The sequence below is a fragment of the Flagellimonas flava genome (genome assembly GCF_900129665.1).
Lineage (GTDB): Bacteria > Bacteroidota > Bacteroidia > Flavobacteriales > Flavobacteriaceae > Flagellimonas > Flagellimonas flava.
Map to the genome: position 1 here is coordinate 826,503 of NZ_FQWL01000002.1, position 17,387 is coordinate 843,889.

General features: G+C 42.3%; 19 protein-coding genes. 15 read left to right on the forward strand and 4 right to left on the reverse strand.

Annotated elements, in window-relative coordinates; genetic code table 11:
• Positions 1–82 precede the first annotated feature (82 nt).
• Complete coding sequence (locus BUC10_RS09525; RefSeq protein ID WP_073178928.1) at positions 83–1,132, reverse strand: ferredoxin--NADP reductase; 1,050 nt, start codon at positions 1,130–1,132, stop codon at positions 83–85.
• 122 nt (positions 1,133–1,254) lie between these two features.
• Here BUC10_RS09525 and BUC10_RS09530 point away from each other — a divergent pair, with 122 nt between their 5' ends.
• From BUC10_RS09530 to BUC10_RS09540, 3 genes are all read left to right on the forward strand, one after another.
• Positions 1,255–2,724 carry a DUF5687 family protein gene (locus tag BUC10_RS09530; protein WP_073178770.1) on the forward strand — a complete coding sequence of 490 codons (1,470 nt, stop codon included), beginning with the start codon at positions 1,255–1,257 and terminating at the stop codon, positions 2,722–2,724.
• A gap of 75 nt (positions 2,725–2,799) precedes the next feature.
• A complete protein-coding gene (locus BUC10_RS09535) occupies positions 2,800–3,495 on the forward strand; it encodes an ABC transporter ATP-binding protein (RefSeq protein WP_073178772.1) in 696 nt (231 codons plus the stop codon).
• A gap of 204 nt (positions 3,496–3,699) precedes the next feature.
• The gene (locus BUC10_RS09540; protein WP_073178774.1) at positions 3,700–5,295 is read left to right on the forward strand and encodes an IPT/TIG domain-containing protein; all 1,596 of its coding nucleotides are present in this window, start codon (positions 3,700–3,702) and stop codon (positions 5,293–5,295) included.
• A 72-nt stretch (positions 5,296–5,367) separates the two neighbouring features.
• Here BUC10_RS09540 and BUC10_RS09545 read toward each other — a convergent pair whose 3' ends face one another.
• The 3 genes from BUC10_RS09545 to BUC10_RS09555 are packed head-to-tail and all read right to left on the reverse strand — an operon-like array spanning position 5,368 to position 6,756.
• The gene (locus BUC10_RS09545; protein ID WP_073178930.1) at positions 5,368–5,739 is read right to left on the reverse strand and encodes a nuclear transport factor 2 family protein; all 372 of its coding nucleotides are present in this window, start codon (positions 5,737–5,739) and stop codon (positions 5,368–5,370) included.
• Between the two features lie 38 nt (positions 5,740–5,777).
• A complete protein-coding gene (locus BUC10_RS09550) occupies positions 5,778–6,437 on the reverse strand; it encodes a DUF2461 domain-containing protein (protein ID WP_073178777.1) in 660 nt (219 codons plus the stop codon).
• 1 nt (position 6,438) lies between these two features.
• The gene (locus BUC10_RS09555) at positions 6,439–6,756 is read right to left on the reverse strand and encodes a hypothetical protein (protein ID WP_073178779.1); all 318 of its coding nucleotides are present in this window, start codon (positions 6,754–6,756) and stop codon (positions 6,439–6,441) included.
• Positions 6,757–6,867: 111 nt separating this feature from the next.
• On the opposite strand from BUC10_RS09555, the gene BUC10_RS09560 reads away from it, so the two are divergent.
• The 12 genes from BUC10_RS09560 to atpG all read left to right on the forward strand — a co-directional run bounded on the left by BUC10_RS09560 (position 6,868) and on the right by atpG (position 17,330).
• A complete protein-coding gene (locus tag BUC10_RS09560) occupies positions 6,868–7,881 on the forward strand; it encodes a GlxA family transcriptional regulator (protein WP_073178932.1) in 1,014 nt (337 codons plus the stop codon).
• Positions 7,882–8,194: 313 nt separating this feature from the next.
• On the forward strand, positions 8,195–10,705 hold the full coding sequence (gene porW / locus BUC10_RS09565) for a type IX secretion system periplasmic lipoprotein PorW/SprE (protein ID WP_116465759.1): 2,511 nt from the start codon (positions 8,195–8,197) through the stop codon (positions 10,703–10,705).
• A 7-nt stretch (positions 10,706–10,712) separates the two neighbouring features.
• On the forward strand, positions 10,713–11,150 hold the full coding sequence (locus tag BUC10_RS09570) for a bactofilin family protein (protein WP_073178784.1): 438 nt from the start codon (positions 10,713–10,715) through the stop codon (positions 11,148–11,150).
• The gene (locus BUC10_RS09575; RefSeq protein WP_084732602.1) at positions 11,128–11,358 is read left to right on the forward strand and encodes an AtpZ/AtpI family protein; all 231 of its coding nucleotides are present in this window, start codon (positions 11,128–11,130) and stop codon (positions 11,356–11,358) included. The genes BUC10_RS09570 and BUC10_RS09575 overlap by 23 nt, the downstream gene beginning before the upstream one ends.
• Positions 11,358–11,765 (forward strand): DUF6168 family protein, encoded by a 408-nt coding sequence (locus BUC10_RS09580; RefSeq protein WP_073178786.1) that lies wholly within the window; start codon positions 11,358–11,360, stop codon positions 11,763–11,765. The genes BUC10_RS09575 and BUC10_RS09580 overlap by 1 nt, the downstream gene beginning before the upstream one ends.
• 101 nt (positions 11,766–11,866) lie before the next feature.
• Positions 11,867–12,997, forward strand: coding sequence for a F0F1 ATP synthase subunit A (gene atpB / locus BUC10_RS09585; protein ID WP_073178789.1), 1,131 nt, complete (start codon positions 11,867–11,869; stop codon positions 12,995–12,997).
• A gap of 74 nt (positions 12,998–13,071) precedes the next feature.
• On the forward strand, positions 13,072–13,263 hold the full coding sequence (gene atpE / locus BUC10_RS09590; RefSeq protein WP_045801726.1) for an ATP synthase F0 subunit C: 192 nt from the start codon (positions 13,072–13,074) through the stop codon (positions 13,261–13,263).
• A gap of 83 nt (positions 13,264–13,346) precedes the next feature.
• Positions 13,347–13,847, forward strand: a complete 501-nt coding sequence (locus BUC10_RS09595; RefSeq protein WP_073178791.1) for a F0F1 ATP synthase subunit B — start codon at positions 13,347–13,349, stop codon at positions 13,845–13,847.
• Between the two features lie 6 nt (positions 13,848–13,853).
• Complete coding sequence (atpH, locus tag BUC10_RS09600) at positions 13,854–14,393, forward strand: ATP synthase F1 subunit delta (RefSeq protein WP_073178792.1); 540 nt, start codon at positions 13,854–13,856, stop codon at positions 14,391–14,393.
• A 101-nt stretch (positions 14,394–14,494) separates the two neighbouring features.
• Positions 14,495–16,075 carry a F0F1 ATP synthase subunit alpha gene (gene atpA / locus BUC10_RS09605; protein WP_073178794.1) on the forward strand — a complete coding sequence of 527 codons (1,581 nt, stop codon included), beginning with the start codon at positions 14,495–14,497 and terminating at the stop codon, positions 16,073–16,075.
• 27 nt (positions 16,076–16,102) lie between these two features.
• The gene (locus BUC10_RS09610; RefSeq protein WP_073178797.1) at positions 16,103–16,441 is read left to right on the forward strand and encodes a four helix bundle protein; all 339 of its coding nucleotides are present in this window, start codon (positions 16,103–16,105) and stop codon (positions 16,439–16,441) included.
• A gap of 28 nt (positions 16,442–16,469) precedes the next feature.
• Positions 16,470–17,330, forward strand: coding sequence for an ATP synthase F1 subunit gamma (gene atpG, locus BUC10_RS09615; protein WP_073178799.1), 861 nt, complete (start codon positions 16,470–16,472; stop codon positions 17,328–17,330).
• Positions 17,331–17,387 lie beyond the last annotated feature (57 nt).

Consider the following 17,387-nt stretch of genomic DNA (forward strand, 5'->3'; position numbering starts at 1 on the left):
GGCAGGTTTCACTAATTAATCAAATGGTTTCAGGATTTTCATTGAGGTTTACCCTTCACCCACTAACCCTTTACCCTTCAACCTATACATCATCGTAATCCACCTTCAAGGTAGGGGTCAGCGGATGCGCCTGACAGGTAAGGATAAGTCCTTCGGCCACTTCACCATCGGTCAGGATTTGGTTTTTGACCATTTCGGCTTTTCCTTCGGTGATTCGGGCGATACAACTACTGCAAACCCCTCCTTGGCACGAATAGGGAGCATCTATCTTTTCTTTTAGAACTACATCCAGCACCAAATCTTTTTTATCCATGGAGAACTTGAAGGTCTCGTCGTCTACCAACACCTCCACCTGGGTCTTGCCATCTAGGTTTTCGGCAACAGTATCCTCCGTTTCGGAAGCTGTAAAGAGTTCAAACAGAATCTTGTCTTCGGAAACTCCATTATTTTTTAGGGTATCGGAAACCGTGTTGATCATCTCTTCTGGTCCACAGAGATAAAAGGCATCAAATGCGGTCTCCTTGAACTTGTTCTTGACAATAAAATTTACTGTTGAGGTTTCAATTCGGCCAAACATGGCGCCTTCTTCTTGAGACCTGCTGCAAATGTGTTGAACAAAAAACCTATGGGTATATTTTTCTTGAAGCGTCTCAATCGCCTTTAGGTACATGGTTTCCTCGGCACTTTGGTTTCCGAAGACCAATACAAATGTGCTTTCGGGATGACTTTCCAAAACCGTTTGGGCAATGCTCATGATAGGGGTAATACCACTTCCAGCAGCAAAGGCGGCTATATGTTTTGGGCTGCCATCCGGTGAAAAAACAAAACGGCCTTCGGGAGCCATTACGTCCAGAACATCACCTGCTTTAAGATTTTCATTGGCAAAAACCGAAAATGTACCGTTTGGCACTTTTTTAACCCCAACCGTCAGCTGTCCGGAGGAGGGAGCACAGGAAATGGAATAGGCCCTCCGCACTTCTATACCGTTAACAGCATGTTTTAAGGTAATATATTGGCCAGCCGTAAAGGCAAATGTATCTTTTAGGGAATCGGGAACATCAAAAGTAAGTGCAACTGAGTTTGGGGTCAATGCATCAACCGCAGCAATTTTTAGGGCGTGAAAGTCGCTCATTTTGTACAATTTTTGTGCAAAACTACGGATTCGCACTATTTTGGAAGCTGAAATCCAAAAAAAGAAAGCTTTTTGTAACAAAAGTTTAGCACCCACTACTAACTTATCGAAAACCTCCAATCATGTTCAAGCGTTTTGTTTCCTTGCAATGGAAATCTTTTTTCAGGTCTTCCTCTTTTGGCAAGAGCTTGATTATAAAGCTTGTGATGTTGTTTTTTGGACTTTATATGCTGTCGGCAATGGTGGGCTTGGGCATTGCGCTCTATTTTATCCTAAAGAAAATATTTCCGGACCAAGCACCCATATGGATGTTGAGCCAATATCTTTTGTACTGGGTGCTGGCCGAACTGCTCTTTCGCTATTTTATGCAAAAACTACCAGTAATGGATATTAAACCCATGCTCTCAATGCCCATTAAAAAGAGCAGTATTGCGCACTACATTTTAGGGAGGTCGGGGTTTTCCGTTTATAACTTAACAGCTTTATTTCTTTTTGTTCCGTTTTGCATTGTCTTGCTCTACCATGGATACCCCGTTGTAAACGTGGGACCCTGGTTGGTGTCTATGTTCGCTTTGGTGCTCTGCATCAACTACGTGAATTTCTTGGTGAACAAAAATGACAAGGCTTTTGCGATACTGGCCGGGACCCTTTTGATCTTGTTTGCGCTGGATTATTTTCAATGGGTTCCAGTACGGGAATTTTTTGGTCCAATTTTTCATGGGCTATATCAATATCCCATAATGGTGATTGTACCGATTGCGTTGGCCCTGGCAACCTACTATATCAATTTTAGGTACCTAAAGAACAGGTTGTTCCTAGACGCCTCGTTGAAGACCAAGTCCAAGGAAGCCAAAACATCGGATTTGGCATGGACCAAACGATTTGGCGACATGGCCCCTTTTCTGCAGTTGGACTTAAAAATGATCTGGCGCAACAAACGCACACGTGCCCAAGTGTTTATATCCCTGCTTTTTGTTTTCTATGGACTGATTTTTTATGGCCAGGACCAATTTGCGAGCATGATGCCGATGCTGGCCTTTTTGGGAATCTTTATGACCGGCATTTTCTTGACCAACTTTGGGCAGTTTATCCCAGCTTGGGACAGCTCTTATTATAGTATGATGATGTCCCAGAACATTCCGCTACGGAAATATTTGGAGTCCAAAGCAACCCTTATTTCGGTCAGTGTGGTAGTCATGTTTCTGTTGACTATACCCTATGTGTATTTTGGTTGGGATGCCTTGGCCATAAACTTTGCCTGTGCACTGTATAATCTTGGGGTCAATATTCCGGTGATTTTGTTCTTTGGGTCCTTCAACAAAAAAAGGATAGAACTGGACAAAAGTGCCATAGGGAATATGCAGGGCACAAGTGCCACCCAGTTTCTGATCATACTGCCGGTATTGGGCCTTCCCATTCTTATTTTCACGGTATTTTATTACTTGATTTCCCTTGAGGCTGCCGTAATCATACTCTCCCTAATAGGAATTATTGGTTTTGCCCTCAAGAATAGATTGTTGGATGCCATTACCGAAAAATATAGAACCAAAAAATATGGGATGATTGCCGGCTTTAAAGAAAAGGAGGGTTAACCCATACAACCGAACTTGTTTGAAACCGTTGAACCTGAACCTGACTTTTGAGCTTGAACTTTACACTTTATAACCATGATAACTGCACAAAACCTGACTAAAAAATACGGAAGCCAAATAGTCTTGAATTTGGAAAACTTGGAAATTCCGAAAGGACAAAGCTTTGGTCTAGTTGGAAACAACGGGGCAGGGAAGACCACTTTTTTTAGCTTGTTGTTGGATTTGATTCAGCCAACTACGGGGCATGTGGAGAACCAGGGCATTCAGGTCAATAAAAGTGAGGATTGGAAACCACACACTTCAGCTTTTATTGATGAAACCTTTTTGATAGGCTACCTTACCCCAGAGGAGTATTTTTATTTTATTGGTGATCTACGCGGCAGAAACAAGGCAGATGTAGACCAGCTGTTGGCTTCCTTTGAGGACTTTTTTCACGGTGAGATATTGGGCCAAAAAAAATACCTGCGAGATCTATCTAAAGGAAACCAGAAGAAAGCGGGTATTGTAGCTTCCTTTATTGGCAATCCGGAAGTAGTGATTTTGGATGAACCTTTTGCCAATTTGGATCCTACCACCCAGATTAGGCTAAAAGCAATCATCAAGGATTTGGCAGAAAGAGATCGGGCAACCATATTGATTTCAAGCCATGATCTGTTGCACGTTACCGAAGTCTGTGAACGCATCGTGGTATTGAACAAAGGGGAAATTGTAAAAGATATCCAGACTTCCGAAGAAACACTCAAGGAATTAGAGACCTTTTTTGGAGGATAATAGTTCCTCTCTAGAGAGGGGCCAGGGGTGTGTTGTTCTCGAAACAAAATTCTTTTCAGAATTTCACTCGAATTGACAATTTTTAAAAGTTCCGTCTACCCCAAAACCCTCATCCGTCAACTCAAAACGGGCATCCGTCAATTGGGTCAAAGCTTTTAGGCTGAAGTCTCATTATTTCATGGTCTTAATCCAAAAAAGAAGATTATGAGAAAAATGATATACGTAGGTTCACTGGTTTTGGCCATGGGACTTTTAGTGTTGTCTTGCGGGAAGGATGATGGTCCGGATACTCCACAGGTTCCAGCCCCAAATATTACAGGGCATAATGGGAGCGGAGCGGTAGGTGCACCCCTAATCGTTAACGGCAGCAGCTTTGGAACGTCGATTTCCGACAATACAGTAACTTTAAACGGCACTGCCGTTACGTTAAGCGAGGCCAATGCCAACAAATTGACAGGCACTGTACCAGTAGGCGCAACCACTGGCAAGATCAAGGTGACCACTGCTGGGGGTACTGACACCAGCGAAGATGATTTTGAAGTTACCACAGGAGGCACAAACGCCATTATTCTTGACAAAACCTCATTAGAACTCTTTTCTCTAGACACTTTGGATTTACCTGAAATTACAAATATTGGAGATTTTGAAAACCAAGAGGCCGATTGGGATTCCAATAATGAAAATGTACTTAGTATTACAGAGGAAGGTTCCATTGTTGCGCATAAGTCAGGTTTAGCTGAATTGACAGTTACCATAGGAAACCATGTGGCGACATGCTCGGTAATTGTAAATCCCAGCATATTGGTTGCTGGTGTTGAGAATATCAATGGAATAGATAGAGCCGCATTTTGGAAAAACGGGGAAGTAAACTACCTAAGTGAAGGACTATCTGCCGCTGAGGCTATAGCAGTGGATGATGGAGGGAATATTTATGTGACTGGTTTCAAAAGGAACGAACAAGATATTTCCGTTGCCACCTTATGGATTAACGGAGAGCCACATTTCCTTGAAGATGGCTTAAGCATCAGTTATGCAAATTCCATCTATATAGATACCGCGGAAAATTCCAACAACATTTACGTTGTAGGTTATAAAGTAACAGATGACATGGAGGGGTACGCGACTGCAATGCTTTGGGAATATGGAGCTTCGCCAATTGAAATTCCTAATAACGAAAGTATGGAAGAAGCCAAATCGGTTACGGCTGACGAAAATGGTACAATAATAGTGGTTGGGGTTGAATCCAAAGATGCAAAATCTAAAGCAAGACTATGGAAAATCCCGGGCAATGGTATAGTTCTTTCAGAAGAAAGTGCTGATGAGGCCTATGCACGGGATGTTATTATAGACAATAAAGGTGAGATTATGGTGGTTGGGAGCAATAGAGCAGGAGAGTTTAATTCCGCCAAGCTGTGGCAAGTTGGTGGTGAGACCACTAATATTGAAGGTGGGGATGGCTCCAATGCAACAGCCTATTCTGTCTTTCCAAAAGACAATAAACTTTATGCTGTAGGATATGAGAAAGGGGGCAATTACTATGACGCCACACTTTGGGAAATTGAGAATGGACAAACCCAATCTACCACTGATCTGACTGATAATGTATCATTGGCACCACATGAAGCCAAATCGATTTTCATATTGGAAAATATGGCATATGTAGTTGGATATCGCACCTTTAACGGGGAGAAAGCTATGTTATGGACCATTGATCTTGAGAACGGAAAAAGTATTGATTATCAATACCTTGATAGTTCTAATTCAGCCTATAGTTATGCGAATTCAGTTTACGTAAGATAGAATCAATATCAAATCGAGGGAAGACGAGATGTATATTTAAGTTCCCGACTTCCCTCGAACTGACATAAACTTTTATCCCCCCATCACTGAAGGATCATAAAAAAACTGGGCTTGCTTGATTTTTCCTCCTGCCACTTGGTATACGGAAAGCTCCTGCATGTTTACCCTGCGTCCATCCTTAAAGGTAACATCGCTGGTCATGGGCACCACAAAATGGTTGTCGGCCACAACAGGGTCACCTACCGTTCCCCCGTGGGACTCAGCGATCATACTGGCCCATTGGGCAAAACCTTGTAAAATATTGTCCAATCCTTCCGTTCTTTCGTTGGGCACACCGGGCATCTCCAAACTCACCGCATCCGCCGCGTATAGGCCATAGGCCTCTTCATACTTACCTTCCCTACAAAGGCCTACCAATTTGTCTGCAACTTCTTGTGTTGTCATGTTGTTTCTGTTTTTATGATTAATAAATAAACTTGTATTCAATCCAAGGCTTGGCTTAGGTAGGTGTTCAAAGGTCGAATGACCTTAAAATGGGAGAACACCTCATCAACCAATTCGCTCTTACCAAAAAAAGGCTCCAGGGGAAATTCGGCCATGGCATAAAATTGCTTGTGGTATATCAAGTCGGTTTGTTCACTTGCTTTAAGCAAATTTTTATCCAACCGTTTCGATTTTTCCCCTTTGAGCTTCCCAAAATTCTGCGTGAAGTTGATATCCTGAACCAGCTCTTCCAGCTCATGGGGTTCTTCAGCAATGTATTCCCTTACTTTTTTGAGTTGCGGAGGGCGAAGCATAAAAAGTCCACCGCCCACATGGATGCTATCCGAATCAATTCCCAAATAATAACCGGGCAAGATGGATTTTTTCCCATTGGGTGAAAATCCAGCTTTCATAATAGTGTGGTAGGGCGATTTGTCCTTGGCAAAACGCACATCCCTATTGATTCGGAACAAAGCTTTTTTGGGGTCCGGTAAAATTCTGGAATCCCATTCCACTAGTGTGACCAATAACTCTTCAAGTAAATCCAAAAATGGGGCCTTCACCTCATTTTCGTAGCGTTTCTTGTTGGCATGGAACCATTCTTTATGATTGTTCTTGCTGAGTTCCTTAAAAAATTGGCTATATGCTTTTGTGATCATGTTACACTTCTTTTTTTAATAATTCCAGGGCAGTTTCGGCCAGCTTATGCCATTTTTGGTTTTGGCTAAAATCGGCTTCGTACCACCCAGTCAAAGGTCCTTTTTTCTTAAAGGGATTGAACTCCGTTAGTGGAACATCGCTTTCTAAAAACGGAAAGGTCTTTCCCAATTTAAACACCATTTTATTTTGTCTGGAAAAGAAGGCAAAGACCTTTTTCTTGTAATGTATGGCTGGGGAGCTCATCATTTTTCCTTCGCTCACATCAGCATATTTTAGACACAGTTCCGAACGGATTTCCAAGAATTTTTCCAGCTCCATGTACCAAAACTACAAAAGAGGGAAAAGCGGCATTAAGGCGTAATAAGACACTTTTAAGGGTTGATTCTGCCAAGTATTCCCCCTACATTTATGGCACTAAAACAACTGGTAATGAAACATGTAAGTATTTTGGTGCCCAAGGGGAATGCTATTCTAAGCAATGTGGTGGGACCATTTAAGGTTCTAATGGCGGCCAATCAGTTTTTGAAGCGTGCAGGCCAGCGCGAAGATGATTTTTTTGAAGTGCATTTGGTGGGCCTGGAACGTGACTATTCCTTATACCAGGGATTGTTCAGTATCCATTGTGACAGCACCATCCACGATATTGAAAAAACGGACTTGATTTTGATCCCCGCACTTCGACCTGATAAACTGGAAGAAGATTTAGATCAGAATAAAGATTTTGTGCCTTGGATTTTAGACCAAAGGCATAAGCACAATGCCGAAGTGGCCAGCATGTGCATGGGAGCCTTTGTCCTGGCCATGACCGGTTTGGTAGATGGCAAGCAATGCGCAACGCACTGGGCGGGAATGGATATTTTTAGGCAGATGTTTCCCAAGGTAAATCTGGTGGCCAATAAAATTGTGACCGACGAGGATGGGATCTATACCAGCGGGGGTGCTTTTTCCTTTTTAAATCTTATGATCCATTTAGTGGAGAAGTATTGCGGTAGGCCAACCGCCATTTATCTGTCCAAATTCTTTGAGATTGATATGGATCGGGAGGACCAAAACCAATTTGCCATTTTTCAAGGACAAAAAGACCATGAGGACGATGCCATCAAAGAGGCCCAAAAATATATAGAAAACAACGTCACCGAAAAAATCTCTGTGGAACAACTGGCAAAGAAATATGCGATCAGTGGAAGAAACTTTGTACGACGGTTTAAAAAAGCGACCCAAAACACCCCGTTGGAATATATTCAACGGGTAAAGATTGAGGCGGCCAAACGAAGTTTTGAATCCACCCAGCAGAACGTCAATGAAGTGATGTACCAAGTGGGCTACGCAGACCAAAAAGCCTTTCGGACGGTCTTTAAAAAATATGTGGGATTATCCCCGGTGGCCTACAAATCTAAATACAATAGAAGGAGAGCCAATTTTGAGCGACCCACGGCCTGGTAATAGACAAGGTCAAAATTCCCTTCTGGAGAGGGACTGGGGGGGTGTAAGTTTTCAGTTTCACCAATGAACACAACCCTGATTTCGCTGCTCGAAATCTTTCCCTTCTCAAGAAGGGAGGACATCCAAATTAATCAGGATCAAATTCCACTCTGGAGAGGGGTTAGGGGTGTGTAAAAAAGCCAATGGGAAAAATTATTGCATTTTACCGATGAGCCTTATAATAATATGGGCGATTTTCAGTTAAGGTAAGACACGATTACCGATTATTTTGAAGCTTCAACACCTATTTTTTTGTGCCTTGGTTTTTGGAGGGATGATTTTTAACTCCTGTTCCACCAAAAAGGACAAGTTCCTAAACCGCAATTGGCATGCCCTAAATACCAAATACAATACCCTGTACAATGGCAATATTGCCTTTGAACAAGGGAGGGAAGAACTCAACGCAAATTACAGGGACGATTATTGGGAACTGCTCCCTGTGGAACGTTTAGAAGTAACAGATGAAGTAAAACTGGATTCTGAGGACAACAATCCCAACTTTATTATTGCTGAGGAAAAGGCCACCAAGGCCATCCAAAAGCACAGCATGGACATCAAAGATGAGGAACGCAATCCCCAAACGGATGAAGCTTTTCTCCTTTTGGGAAAGGCACGCTATTTTGACCAGCGCTATATTCCGGCTTTGGAATCCTTCAATTACATTCTTAGAAAATACACCGAAAGTGATAAGCTGAACGAAGCCACCATCTGGAGGGAAAAGACCAATATGCGTTTGGACAATCCAGAATTGGCAATCCAGAACATTAGAAGAATGTTCAAATTTGAGAAGCTAAAGGATCAGGAATACGCGGATGCCAACGCGGTGTTGGCGCAATGTTTCATCAACCTTAAGGCCCCAGATACAGCCATTCAAAAATTAAAAATCGCCCAGGCGTACACTAAAAAGAATGCTGAAAAAGGAAGATATCTTTTCATTATAGGCCAGTTGTACAATGGGTTGGGCCATAAAGACTCGGCCAACTATGCCTTTGACAAGGTAATCGCCCTAAACCGAAGATCACCCCGGGTGTATATGATCAATGCGCACTTAAAGAAAATTCAAAACACCGCCATAACGGATTCCAACCGGGAAGCCTTGCTGGAATACCTTACTGAATTGGAAGAGAATAGGGAGAACCGACCCTTTTTGGATAAGATCTATAGGGAAGTGGCCCAGTTTCATTTGTCCACGGATTCCGATAGTTTGGCCCTAGTATACTTTAATAAATCCCTCAAGGCCAATACCGGAGAACGCAAGTTGAGCGCATTGAACTATAAAGATCTTGCTGACTATTATTTTGACGAGGATGCCTATAAAACATCGGGTGCGTATTACGATAGTACCCTGACCAATCTCACAGAGAACACCAAGCAGTTCCGCAGAATCAAAAAGAAGTTGGACAACCTTGAGGATGTGATTAAGTATGAAGATATTGTACAACATGCGGACAGTGTCATTACACTTTATGAAATGCCCGAAGCGGAACAAAAGGCCTATTTTGAAGAACTCATTGCCGAGCTGAAACGCAAGGATGAGGAAGAGGCCCAAAAACAACTGGAACGAACCAACGCTGGTTTTGCCACCTTTGCGGAATCAAAAGGAGGTAAGGCCAACCAAGGTAAATTCTATTTTTATAATATCACCAGTTTGGGCTACGGTAAAAACGATTTTAAGACCCGTTGGGGAGATCGTATTTTGGAGGACGACTGGCGCTGGAGCAACAAGAGCAGAACCTTACCTTCTGAGGCAACCGGACAGGAAGTCTTGGCCAACGGCCAAACGGATGCCCCCGTTACGGATGAACAAAAATATTCTCTTGACTTTTACCTGGGACAAATTCCTACCGATGTCAAAATTATTGATAGCCTTAGAACGGAACGAAACTTTGCCAATTATCAGTTAGGGCTGATTTACAAGGAAAAGTTCAAGGAAAATCTGTTGGCGGCCGGTAAGCTGGAACGTGTGTTGAGTTCCAACCCGGAAGAGCGCTTGATTCTACCTTCCAAATACAACCTGTTCAAAATTTATGAGGAGACCGGAAGTCCCTTGGCGGACAACATGAAGCAGGATATCATAAGAAACCATCCCGATACCCGCTACGCGGAAATCTTATTGAACCCCCAAGCGGTTTTGGAAGGAAATACGGATAGTCCAGATGCACGATATGCTTCTTTGTACAAATTATATGAACAGCAAGAATACCTCAAGGTCATCACTTTGTCACAGGAATACATAAATAGGTTCACTGGGGACCCCATAGTTCCCAAATTTGAAATGTTGAAGGCCAATGCCATTGGTCGTCTACAAGGATTTGAACCTTTTAAGGAAGCCCTCAACTATGTGGCTCTCACGTATCCAAATAATCCGGAGGGGAAAAAGGCGGAACAGATGGTGGCTGAGCAATTACCTAAATTGGAAGCCAGGGAATTTTCCCCTGAAATAGGCTCCTCGGGTACTGGAAATTGGAAAGTGGTGTTTCCATTTAAAATAAAGGACAACGAAAAAGCGTTGAAATTAGTAGAGCGCTTGGAGGCATCCATCAAAGACCTTAATTACAAAAACAAGATTTCCAAGGACATTTACAATTTGGAAGATCAATTTGTGGTGGTTCATGGGTTTAGATCAAAGGATTTTGCTTTGGGATATACTGAACTCATAAAAAAGAATCGGGACTACCGCATCAACGATGAGAATTTTGTAGTTTTATCTAACAATTACAAAATCATTCAAGTACATAAAAATTTAGAATCATATAAAACACAAATTTTAACCCCAAAACCTTAAGAAAACAATGTTTTCAGACAACAAAAAACCTCGTACTATGACAGAATTTGGAGGACAACCCAACAGAATTGAGAAGAATACCAAGATCAAGGGTAATATTACTTCCGAGGCCGATTTTCGAATCGATGGTAAACTCGAAGGAAATGTAAAGACATCCGGTAAGGTTGTTATAGGAAAAGATGGCTACATCAATGGCAAGGTGGAGTGCGTAAACGCAGATATTGAAGGGAAGTTCAATGGTGAACTTTTGGTAAAAGACCTACTTTCACTTAAGTCCTCTGCTACAATTGAAGGAACTGTTCAGGTCGCTAAATTGGCCGTGGAACCGGGAGCTACATTTAATGCGGCATGCACTATGGGCAAGGGCGCTACCACAGGTACGGCAGCGGCATCAACCCATAAATTGCAGCCCACAAAGTCCAATGAACCCGCAAAAGTCTCCTAAAAAGAAGAATAACTTTAAGAATGCCGCAATGCTATCTGGTATTGCGTTTGAGATGGGCGCCATTATTTTCTTGGCCGTAAAGGGAGGAAAATGGTTGGATGCCTACTACGGGAACGAAAAAAATATTTTTACGGTAATTGCCACTTTATTGGGAGTGGCAATTTCTATTTGGGTAGTTTTGCAGCAGCTAAAACGGATTAAATACTGATGCAAAAGTTCAACCTATCGGTTCAATTTTACCTTTTATTGGGTGTTGCGCTTCTCCTGACCTTCGGATTACACCTACTTGTGCTATCTAACATGGAATACCCAGTTTTTGACCACCTGATTGTACGGTCCTATGTGGTGAACGGACTGTTGGCGGCGACCATTTTCTTCTTGTTGTACCGTTTCCGGGAAAAATTGAAAAATCAGATTGGATTTCTGTTCATGGGCGGCAGTTTGCTCAAATTTGCCTTCTTTTTTCTCCTGTTTTACCCGTCCTACAAGGCCGATGGGGATATGTCAAGGTTAGAATTTGCGGCTTTCTTTGTGCCTTACAGTGTCGCACTTATTTTGGAGACCTACTTTATCTCCAAAATGCTCAATAAACTTCACGATTCCCCTAAAAAATAAAGCACGCAAAATCCTCAAAAATAAAAGTTTGAAAGCTTTTTTCTTTTTGTGAGAATGACTTACATTTGCACCGATTTTGAGAGACCGTTATTTTGAGCGAAATGCGAAATACCCATTTGACCAGATTTTTTCTTGTTGTAGCATTGATTTTAGGGCAGTTCACTTTTGCCAGTGAGGCCAAGGAAGAAGGCGAAGGACATGGCAAGGACCTTAAGACAGAAATTAAGGAATACATTACCCATCACCTTCTGGATTCCCATGACTTTTCCTTGTTCTCTTACACCAAGGAAAATGGAGAACACAAATATGTTGGTATTCCATTGCCGGTAATCCTATGGGATAACGGACTTAAAGTTTTTTCAAGCTCAAAATTCCATCATGGTGAGACTTTGGCCGAGGTAGATGGAAATCATTACAAACTTTACCATGGCAAAATCTACAAGACGGACGCAGAGGGCACCATCAATTATGATGATGAGCACCATGCTACCAACATAAAACCTTTGGATTTTTCCATCACCAAAAATGTGGTAATGATCATTGTTACCGGATTGTTGATGTTGTGGCTGTTCACCAGCTTGGCAAAATCCTACACCAAAAACAATGGTATCCCAACGGGAGCTGGTCGCTTCTTTGAGCCCATTGTCCTTTACATTAGGGATGATATCGCAAGACCGAACATCGGTGAAAAGCGATATAAAAAATATATGCCGTTCCTGTTGACCATCTTTTTCTTTATTTGGTTTTTGAACATTTTCGGTTTAACACCGCTTGGAATTAATGTGACTGGTAACATTGCCATCACGGTTTCCTTGGCGATTATGACGTTTTTGATTACCAATTTCACAGGAACCAAGGATTACTGGATGCACCAGTTTGATCCTTTGGGAAAATCATTGCCTTGGTACGGGAAGATTCCATTGTACATTATTTTGGTTCCCATTGAATTGTTGGGATTGATCATCAAGCCATTCTCGTTGTTGATTCGTTTGTATGCCAACATGCAGGCAGGTCATATTGTTTTGATGAGTTTGATCGGGTTGATGTTTATTTTTAAGAGTTGGCTTGGAAGTCCATTGTCCTTCGGACTGGCTTTCGCCATCTCCCTGATTGAAGTGTTGGTTGCCTTACTTCAAGCGTATATTTTCACCATGTTGTCCGCCCTGTATTTCGGATTTGCCTCTGAAGAACATGAGCACGACCATGAACACGAAGCTGAGGTAGCACATTAATTGAAGGAGTGTCACTTTGAGCGCAGTCGAGAAGTGTCTAAGTATTGAATATTTAATTTTTAAACTAGATAGATATGGAAATTCCAGTAATGGTAGGTGCAGGTTTGGTAGTTATCGGTGTAGGTCTTGGTATTGGTAGAATCGGTGGTTCTGCTATGGAGGCTATCGCTCGTCAGCCTGAAGCTTACGGAAAAATCCAAACAGCGATGTTGATTGCAGCAGCGTTGATTGAAGGTATTGGTTTCGCTGCTCTTTTCGCAGTATAATCAAATCACAAAAAGTAAGAGCTGTAACGGTTGGTTACAGCTTTTACTTCGTTTAAAAATTGCATAATAGTAAAGCATAGAATATGGAAAAGTTATTGGAAGAATTTTCGGTGGGACTATTTTTCTGGCAGACATTATTGTTTGGTCTGTTGTTGTTCTTGTTGTGGAAGTTTGCATGGAAGCCCATCCTTAATGCGATCAATGATCGTGAGGAAGGCATTAAAAATGCTTTGGACGCTGCGGAGGATGCAAAAAGGGAAATGCAGAATGTTACCGCCGATAGCGAAAAACTATTGAAGGAGGCAAGAGCCGAGAGGGAAACGATGTTGAAGGAAGCCCGTGAGATCAAGGATAAAATTGTTGCAGATGCCAAGGAGCAAGCTCAGGTTGAAGGGGACAAAATGATCAAACAGGCCCAGGCAACTATCGAGAGTGAAAAGAAAGCAGCCGTTGCTGACATCAAAGCCCAAGTAGCTAATCTTTCCATTGACATCGCGGAAAAAGTGATCAAGGATGAGCTGTCCGATAAGAAGAAGCAGGAAAAGCTTGTTCAGGATATGTTGGGAGATATTGAATTGAACTAAGAACAGATGAACGAAAGTAGGGCAGCCGTACGTTACGCAAAAGCAACCTTGGACTTCGCAATCGAAAAGAAAACGGCAGATGCCGTGGAAAAAGATATGAGAACCATTGCTGCCACCATTGATGAAAATGCCGAGCTCCAGAATTTGTTGGGAAGTCCGGTAATCAAAGGGGATGTTAAAAAGGGAGCACTGAACAAAATTTTCAAAGGATCCAGCCAAATTACTTTGGGCTTGATCAACACCCTTACCGATAACAAAAGAATTGGTCTGTTGCAAGAGGTGGCCTTTAAGTACATCATTTTGCACGAGCAATTAAAGGGTGAGAACGTTGCCTATGTGACCACTGCGGTTCCATTGACCGCTACGTTGGAAAAGAAGGTGTTGGCAGAAGTGGCCAAGATTACAGGAAATAAAGTTACCATTCAAAACAAGGTGGATGAAAACATTTTGGGAGGATTTGTCCTTCGGGTCGGCGATTTGCAATATGACGCCAGTATCGTCAATAAACTGAATGGCCTTAAAAGAGAATTTACAAATAGTCTATAGTCCTTCGCTGCGCTACGGACTATAATCGTTTAAAAAATAGAAATAAAAACACGACGCATAGCAATATAAAATCTATCGTCTAAAGTCTAATATCTAGTCAAATGGCAGGAGTAAAAGCCGCTGAGGTATCAGCAATTTTAAAAGAGCAATTATCAGGTTTTGAAGCAAGTGCTTCCTTGGACGAGGTGGGTACCGTATTACAAGTAGGTGACGGTATTGCCCGCGTCTACGGACTTTCCAATGCCCAATACGGGGAGCTTGTGGAGTTCGATGGCGGTATGGAAGGTATTGTTTTGAACCTAGAGGAAGATAACGTTGGTGTCGTATTGTTGGGCCCATCCAAAGAAGTAATGGAAGGCGCAACGGTAAAAAGAACGCAGCGTATTGCATCTATCAACGTTGGTGAAGGAATTGTTGGTCGTGTGGTTGACACTTTGGGAAATCCTATCGATGGGAAAGGACCTATTGCCGGTGACACCTACGAAATGCCTTTGGAGCGTAAAGCACCTGGGGTTATTTACCGTCAGCCAGTAAACGAGCCATTGCAAACGGGAGTTAAAGCGATCGATGCCATGATTCCAATTGGACGTGGACAGCGTGAGTTGGTAATTGGAGACCGTCAGACGGGTAAGACTACGGTTTGTATCGATACGATCTTGAACCAGAAAGAATTTTTTGATGCCGGGGAACCTGTGTACTGTATCTATGTTGCAGTAGGTCAAAAAGCATCAACGGTTGCGGCCATTGCCAAGACCTTGGAAGATAGAGGAGCTTTGGCGTATACTACTATTGTTGCGGCCAATGCATCTGACCCTGCTCCAATGCAGGTGTATGCTCCGTTCGCAGGTGCTGCGATTGGCGAGTACTTCAGGGATACCGGAAGACCAGCCTTGATCATCTATGATGATTTATCAAAGCAAGCGGTTGCGTATCGTGAGGTATCGCTTCTTTTGAGAAGACCTCCAGGTCGTGAAGCGTACCCTGGTGACGTATTCTACTTGCACTCAAGATTGTTGGAGCGTGCCGCAAAAGTGATTGCAGATGACGATATCGCCAAAAACATGAACGATTTGCCAGAACCACTTAAGCCAATGGTAAAAGGTGGAGGTTCTCTAACGGCATTGCCGATTATTGAAACCCAAGCGGGTGACGTTTCGGCCTATATTCCTACCAACGTGATTTCCATTACGGATGGACAGATTTTCTTGGAGCAGGATTTATTTAACCAAGGGGTAAGACCAGCGATCAACGTGGGTATTTCTGTATCGCGTGTGGGTGGTTCCGCTCAGGTGAAATCTATGAGAAAAGTTGCTGGTACTTTGAAACTGGATCAGGCACAGTTCCGTGAATTGGAAGCCTTTGCGAAGTTTGGTTCCGATTTGGATGCCGCTACCTTGAATGTTATTGAAAAAGGTCGTAGGAATGTTGAGATTTTGAAGCAGGCACAGAATGATCCATTTACTGTTGAGGATCAGATTGCAATTATCTTTGCAGGTTCCAAAAACTTGTTGAGAGATGTTCCTGTGGATAAGGTAAAAGAGTTTGAAACGGATTTTATTGAGTTCTTGAATGCCAAGCACAGAGGTGTATTGGATACGTTGAAGGCTGGCAAATTAACAGACGAAGTTACGGACACGTTGACTTCCGTTTGCAAAGATTTGGCTGGAAAGTACTCTGGATAATTAGTTCAGAGTTAGGAGTGCAGAGTCGTGAGTAAATTGAATGAAAGTCCGATTAGGATAAAAAGTTTTCAATTTGCCTGTGATATTGTTAAGTACTGCGATAACCTAAAGGAGAACAAAGATTTTGAACTAGCATCGCAATTGCTTAGAAGTGGCACCAGTATTGGAGCCAATACAAGAGAGGCACAAAGAGGGGTTAGTAAAAAAGATTTTAAGTATAAGTTTGGTATTGCCCTTAAAGAAGCTGATGAAACCAAATATTGGTTGGAAATTTTAGAAGCTACTGGAAGAAAAGTACCTAAAGAAATGATGAACGATTGTGAAGAGTTGATAAAGATTTTGGTTGCCATAATCAAAAACTCTTAACCCAACACTTTTAACTCATAATTGGAAAATGGCAAACTTAAAAGAAATACGAAGTAGAATAGCAACGGTTTCATCAACCATGCAGATTACCAGTGCCATGAAAATGGTATCTGCCGCAAAGTTGAAAAAAGCCCAAGATGCTATCACCGCCATGCGTCCGTACGCGAATAAACTTACTGAATTGTTACAGAGTCTTAGCGCAAGCTTGGACGGCGATGCCGGAAGTAAATTTACCGACAACAGGCAGGTCAACAAAGTTTTGATTGTTGCCATCACCTCCAATCGTGGACTTTGTGGTGCTTTTAATTCAAATATTATCAAGCAGACCAATCTCTTGATCAATCAGACCTATGCGGGTAAGCAGGTAGATGTTATCGCCATTGGTAAGAAAGGAAATGATATTTTGGGGAAAGCCGGAAATGTTATCGCCAATCATAGTAAAGTATTTGATGATTTAACCTTTGATAACGTAGCTGCAATCGCTCAAAACTTAATGGACCATTTTATCGATGGGGATTACGATAAGATTGAGCTGGTGTACAACAAGTTCAAGAATGCAGCTACCCAAATAGTTATGGCAGAGCAGTTCTTGCCACTTGTTCCTATAGAAGGGGATAATGCCAATGCTGCGGATTATATTTTTGAGCCGTCCAAACCAGAAATTGTGGAGCAATTGATTCCAAAATCATTGAAGACTCAACTATATAAGGCAGTACGTGATTCTTTTGCAAGCGAACACGGTGCCCGTATGACCGCAATGCATAAGGCAACCGACAATGCTACTGAGCTTAGGGATCAGTTGAAACTGACCTACAACAAAGCACGACAAGCAGCCATTACCAATGAGATTTTAGAAATTGTTGGTGGAGCGGAAGCGCTGAACAATTAGGCGAAACGCAGTGCAGCCAAATAAGAATTTCAGAAGCGCTGAACAATTAGGCGAAAC

Excerpts from the sequence above, each read along its gene's own strand:
- BUC10_RS09525 (WP_073178928.1), bottom strand. The coding sequence starts at position 1,132 with ATGAGCGACTTTCACGCCCTAAAAATTGCTGCGGTTGATGCATTGACC.
- BUC10_RS09530 (WP_073178770.1), top strand. The coding sequence starts at position 1,255 with ATGTTCAAGCGTTTTGTTTCCTTGCAATGGAAATCTTTTTTCAGGTCT.
- BUC10_RS09535 (WP_073178772.1), top strand. The coding sequence starts at position 2,800 with ATGATAACTGCACAAAACCTGACTAAAAAATACGGAAGCCAAATAGTC.
- BUC10_RS09540 (WP_073178774.1), top strand. The coding sequence starts at position 3,700 with ATGAGAAAAATGATATACGTAGGTTCACTGGTTTTGGCCATGGGACTT.
- BUC10_RS09545 (WP_073178930.1), bottom strand. The coding sequence starts at position 5,739 with ATGACAACACAAGAAGTTGCAGACAAATTGGTAGGCCTTTGTAGGGAA.
- BUC10_RS09550 (WP_073178777.1), bottom strand. The coding sequence starts at position 6,437 with ATGATCACAAAAGCATATAGCCAATTTTTTAAGGAACTCAGCAAGAAC.
- BUC10_RS09555 (WP_073178779.1), bottom strand. The coding sequence starts at position 6,756 with ATGGAGCTGGAAAAATTCTTGGAAATCCGTTCGGAACTGTGTCTAAAA.
- BUC10_RS09560 (WP_073178932.1), top strand. The coding sequence starts at position 6,868 with ATGAAACATGTAAGTATTTTGGTGCCCAAGGGGAATGCTATTCTAAGC.
- porW (WP_116465759.1), top strand. The coding sequence starts at position 8,195 with ATGATTTTTAACTCCTGTTCCACCAAAAAGGACAAGTTCCTAAACCGC.
- BUC10_RS09570 (WP_073178784.1), top strand. The coding sequence starts at position 10,713 with ATGTTTTCAGACAACAAAAAACCTCGTACTATGACAGAATTTGGAGGA.
- BUC10_RS09575 (WP_084732602.1), top strand. The coding sequence starts at position 11,128 with ATGAACCCGCAAAAGTCTCCTAAAAAGAAGAATAACTTTAAGAATGCC.
- BUC10_RS09580 (WP_073178786.1), top strand. The coding sequence starts at position 11,358 with ATGCAAAAGTTCAACCTATCGGTTCAATTTTACCTTTTATTGGGTGTT.
- atpB (WP_073178789.1), top strand. The coding sequence starts at position 11,867 with ATGCGAAATACCCATTTGACCAGATTTTTTCTTGTTGTAGCATTGATT.
- atpE (WP_045801726.1), top strand. The coding sequence starts at position 13,072 with ATGGAAATTCCAGTAATGGTAGGTGCAGGTTTGGTAGTTATCGGTGTA.
- BUC10_RS09595 (WP_073178791.1), top strand. The coding sequence starts at position 13,347 with ATGGAAAAGTTATTGGAAGAATTTTCGGTGGGACTATTTTTCTGGCAG.
- atpH (WP_073178792.1), top strand. The coding sequence starts at position 13,854 with ATGAACGAAAGTAGGGCAGCCGTACGTTACGCAAAAGCAACCTTGGAC.
- atpA (WP_073178794.1), top strand. The coding sequence starts at position 14,495 with ATGGCAGGAGTAAAAGCCGCTGAGGTATCAGCAATTTTAAAAGAGCAA.
- atpG (WP_073178799.1), top strand. The coding sequence starts at position 16,470 with ATGGCAAACTTAAAAGAAATACGAAGTAGAATAGCAACGGTTTCATCA.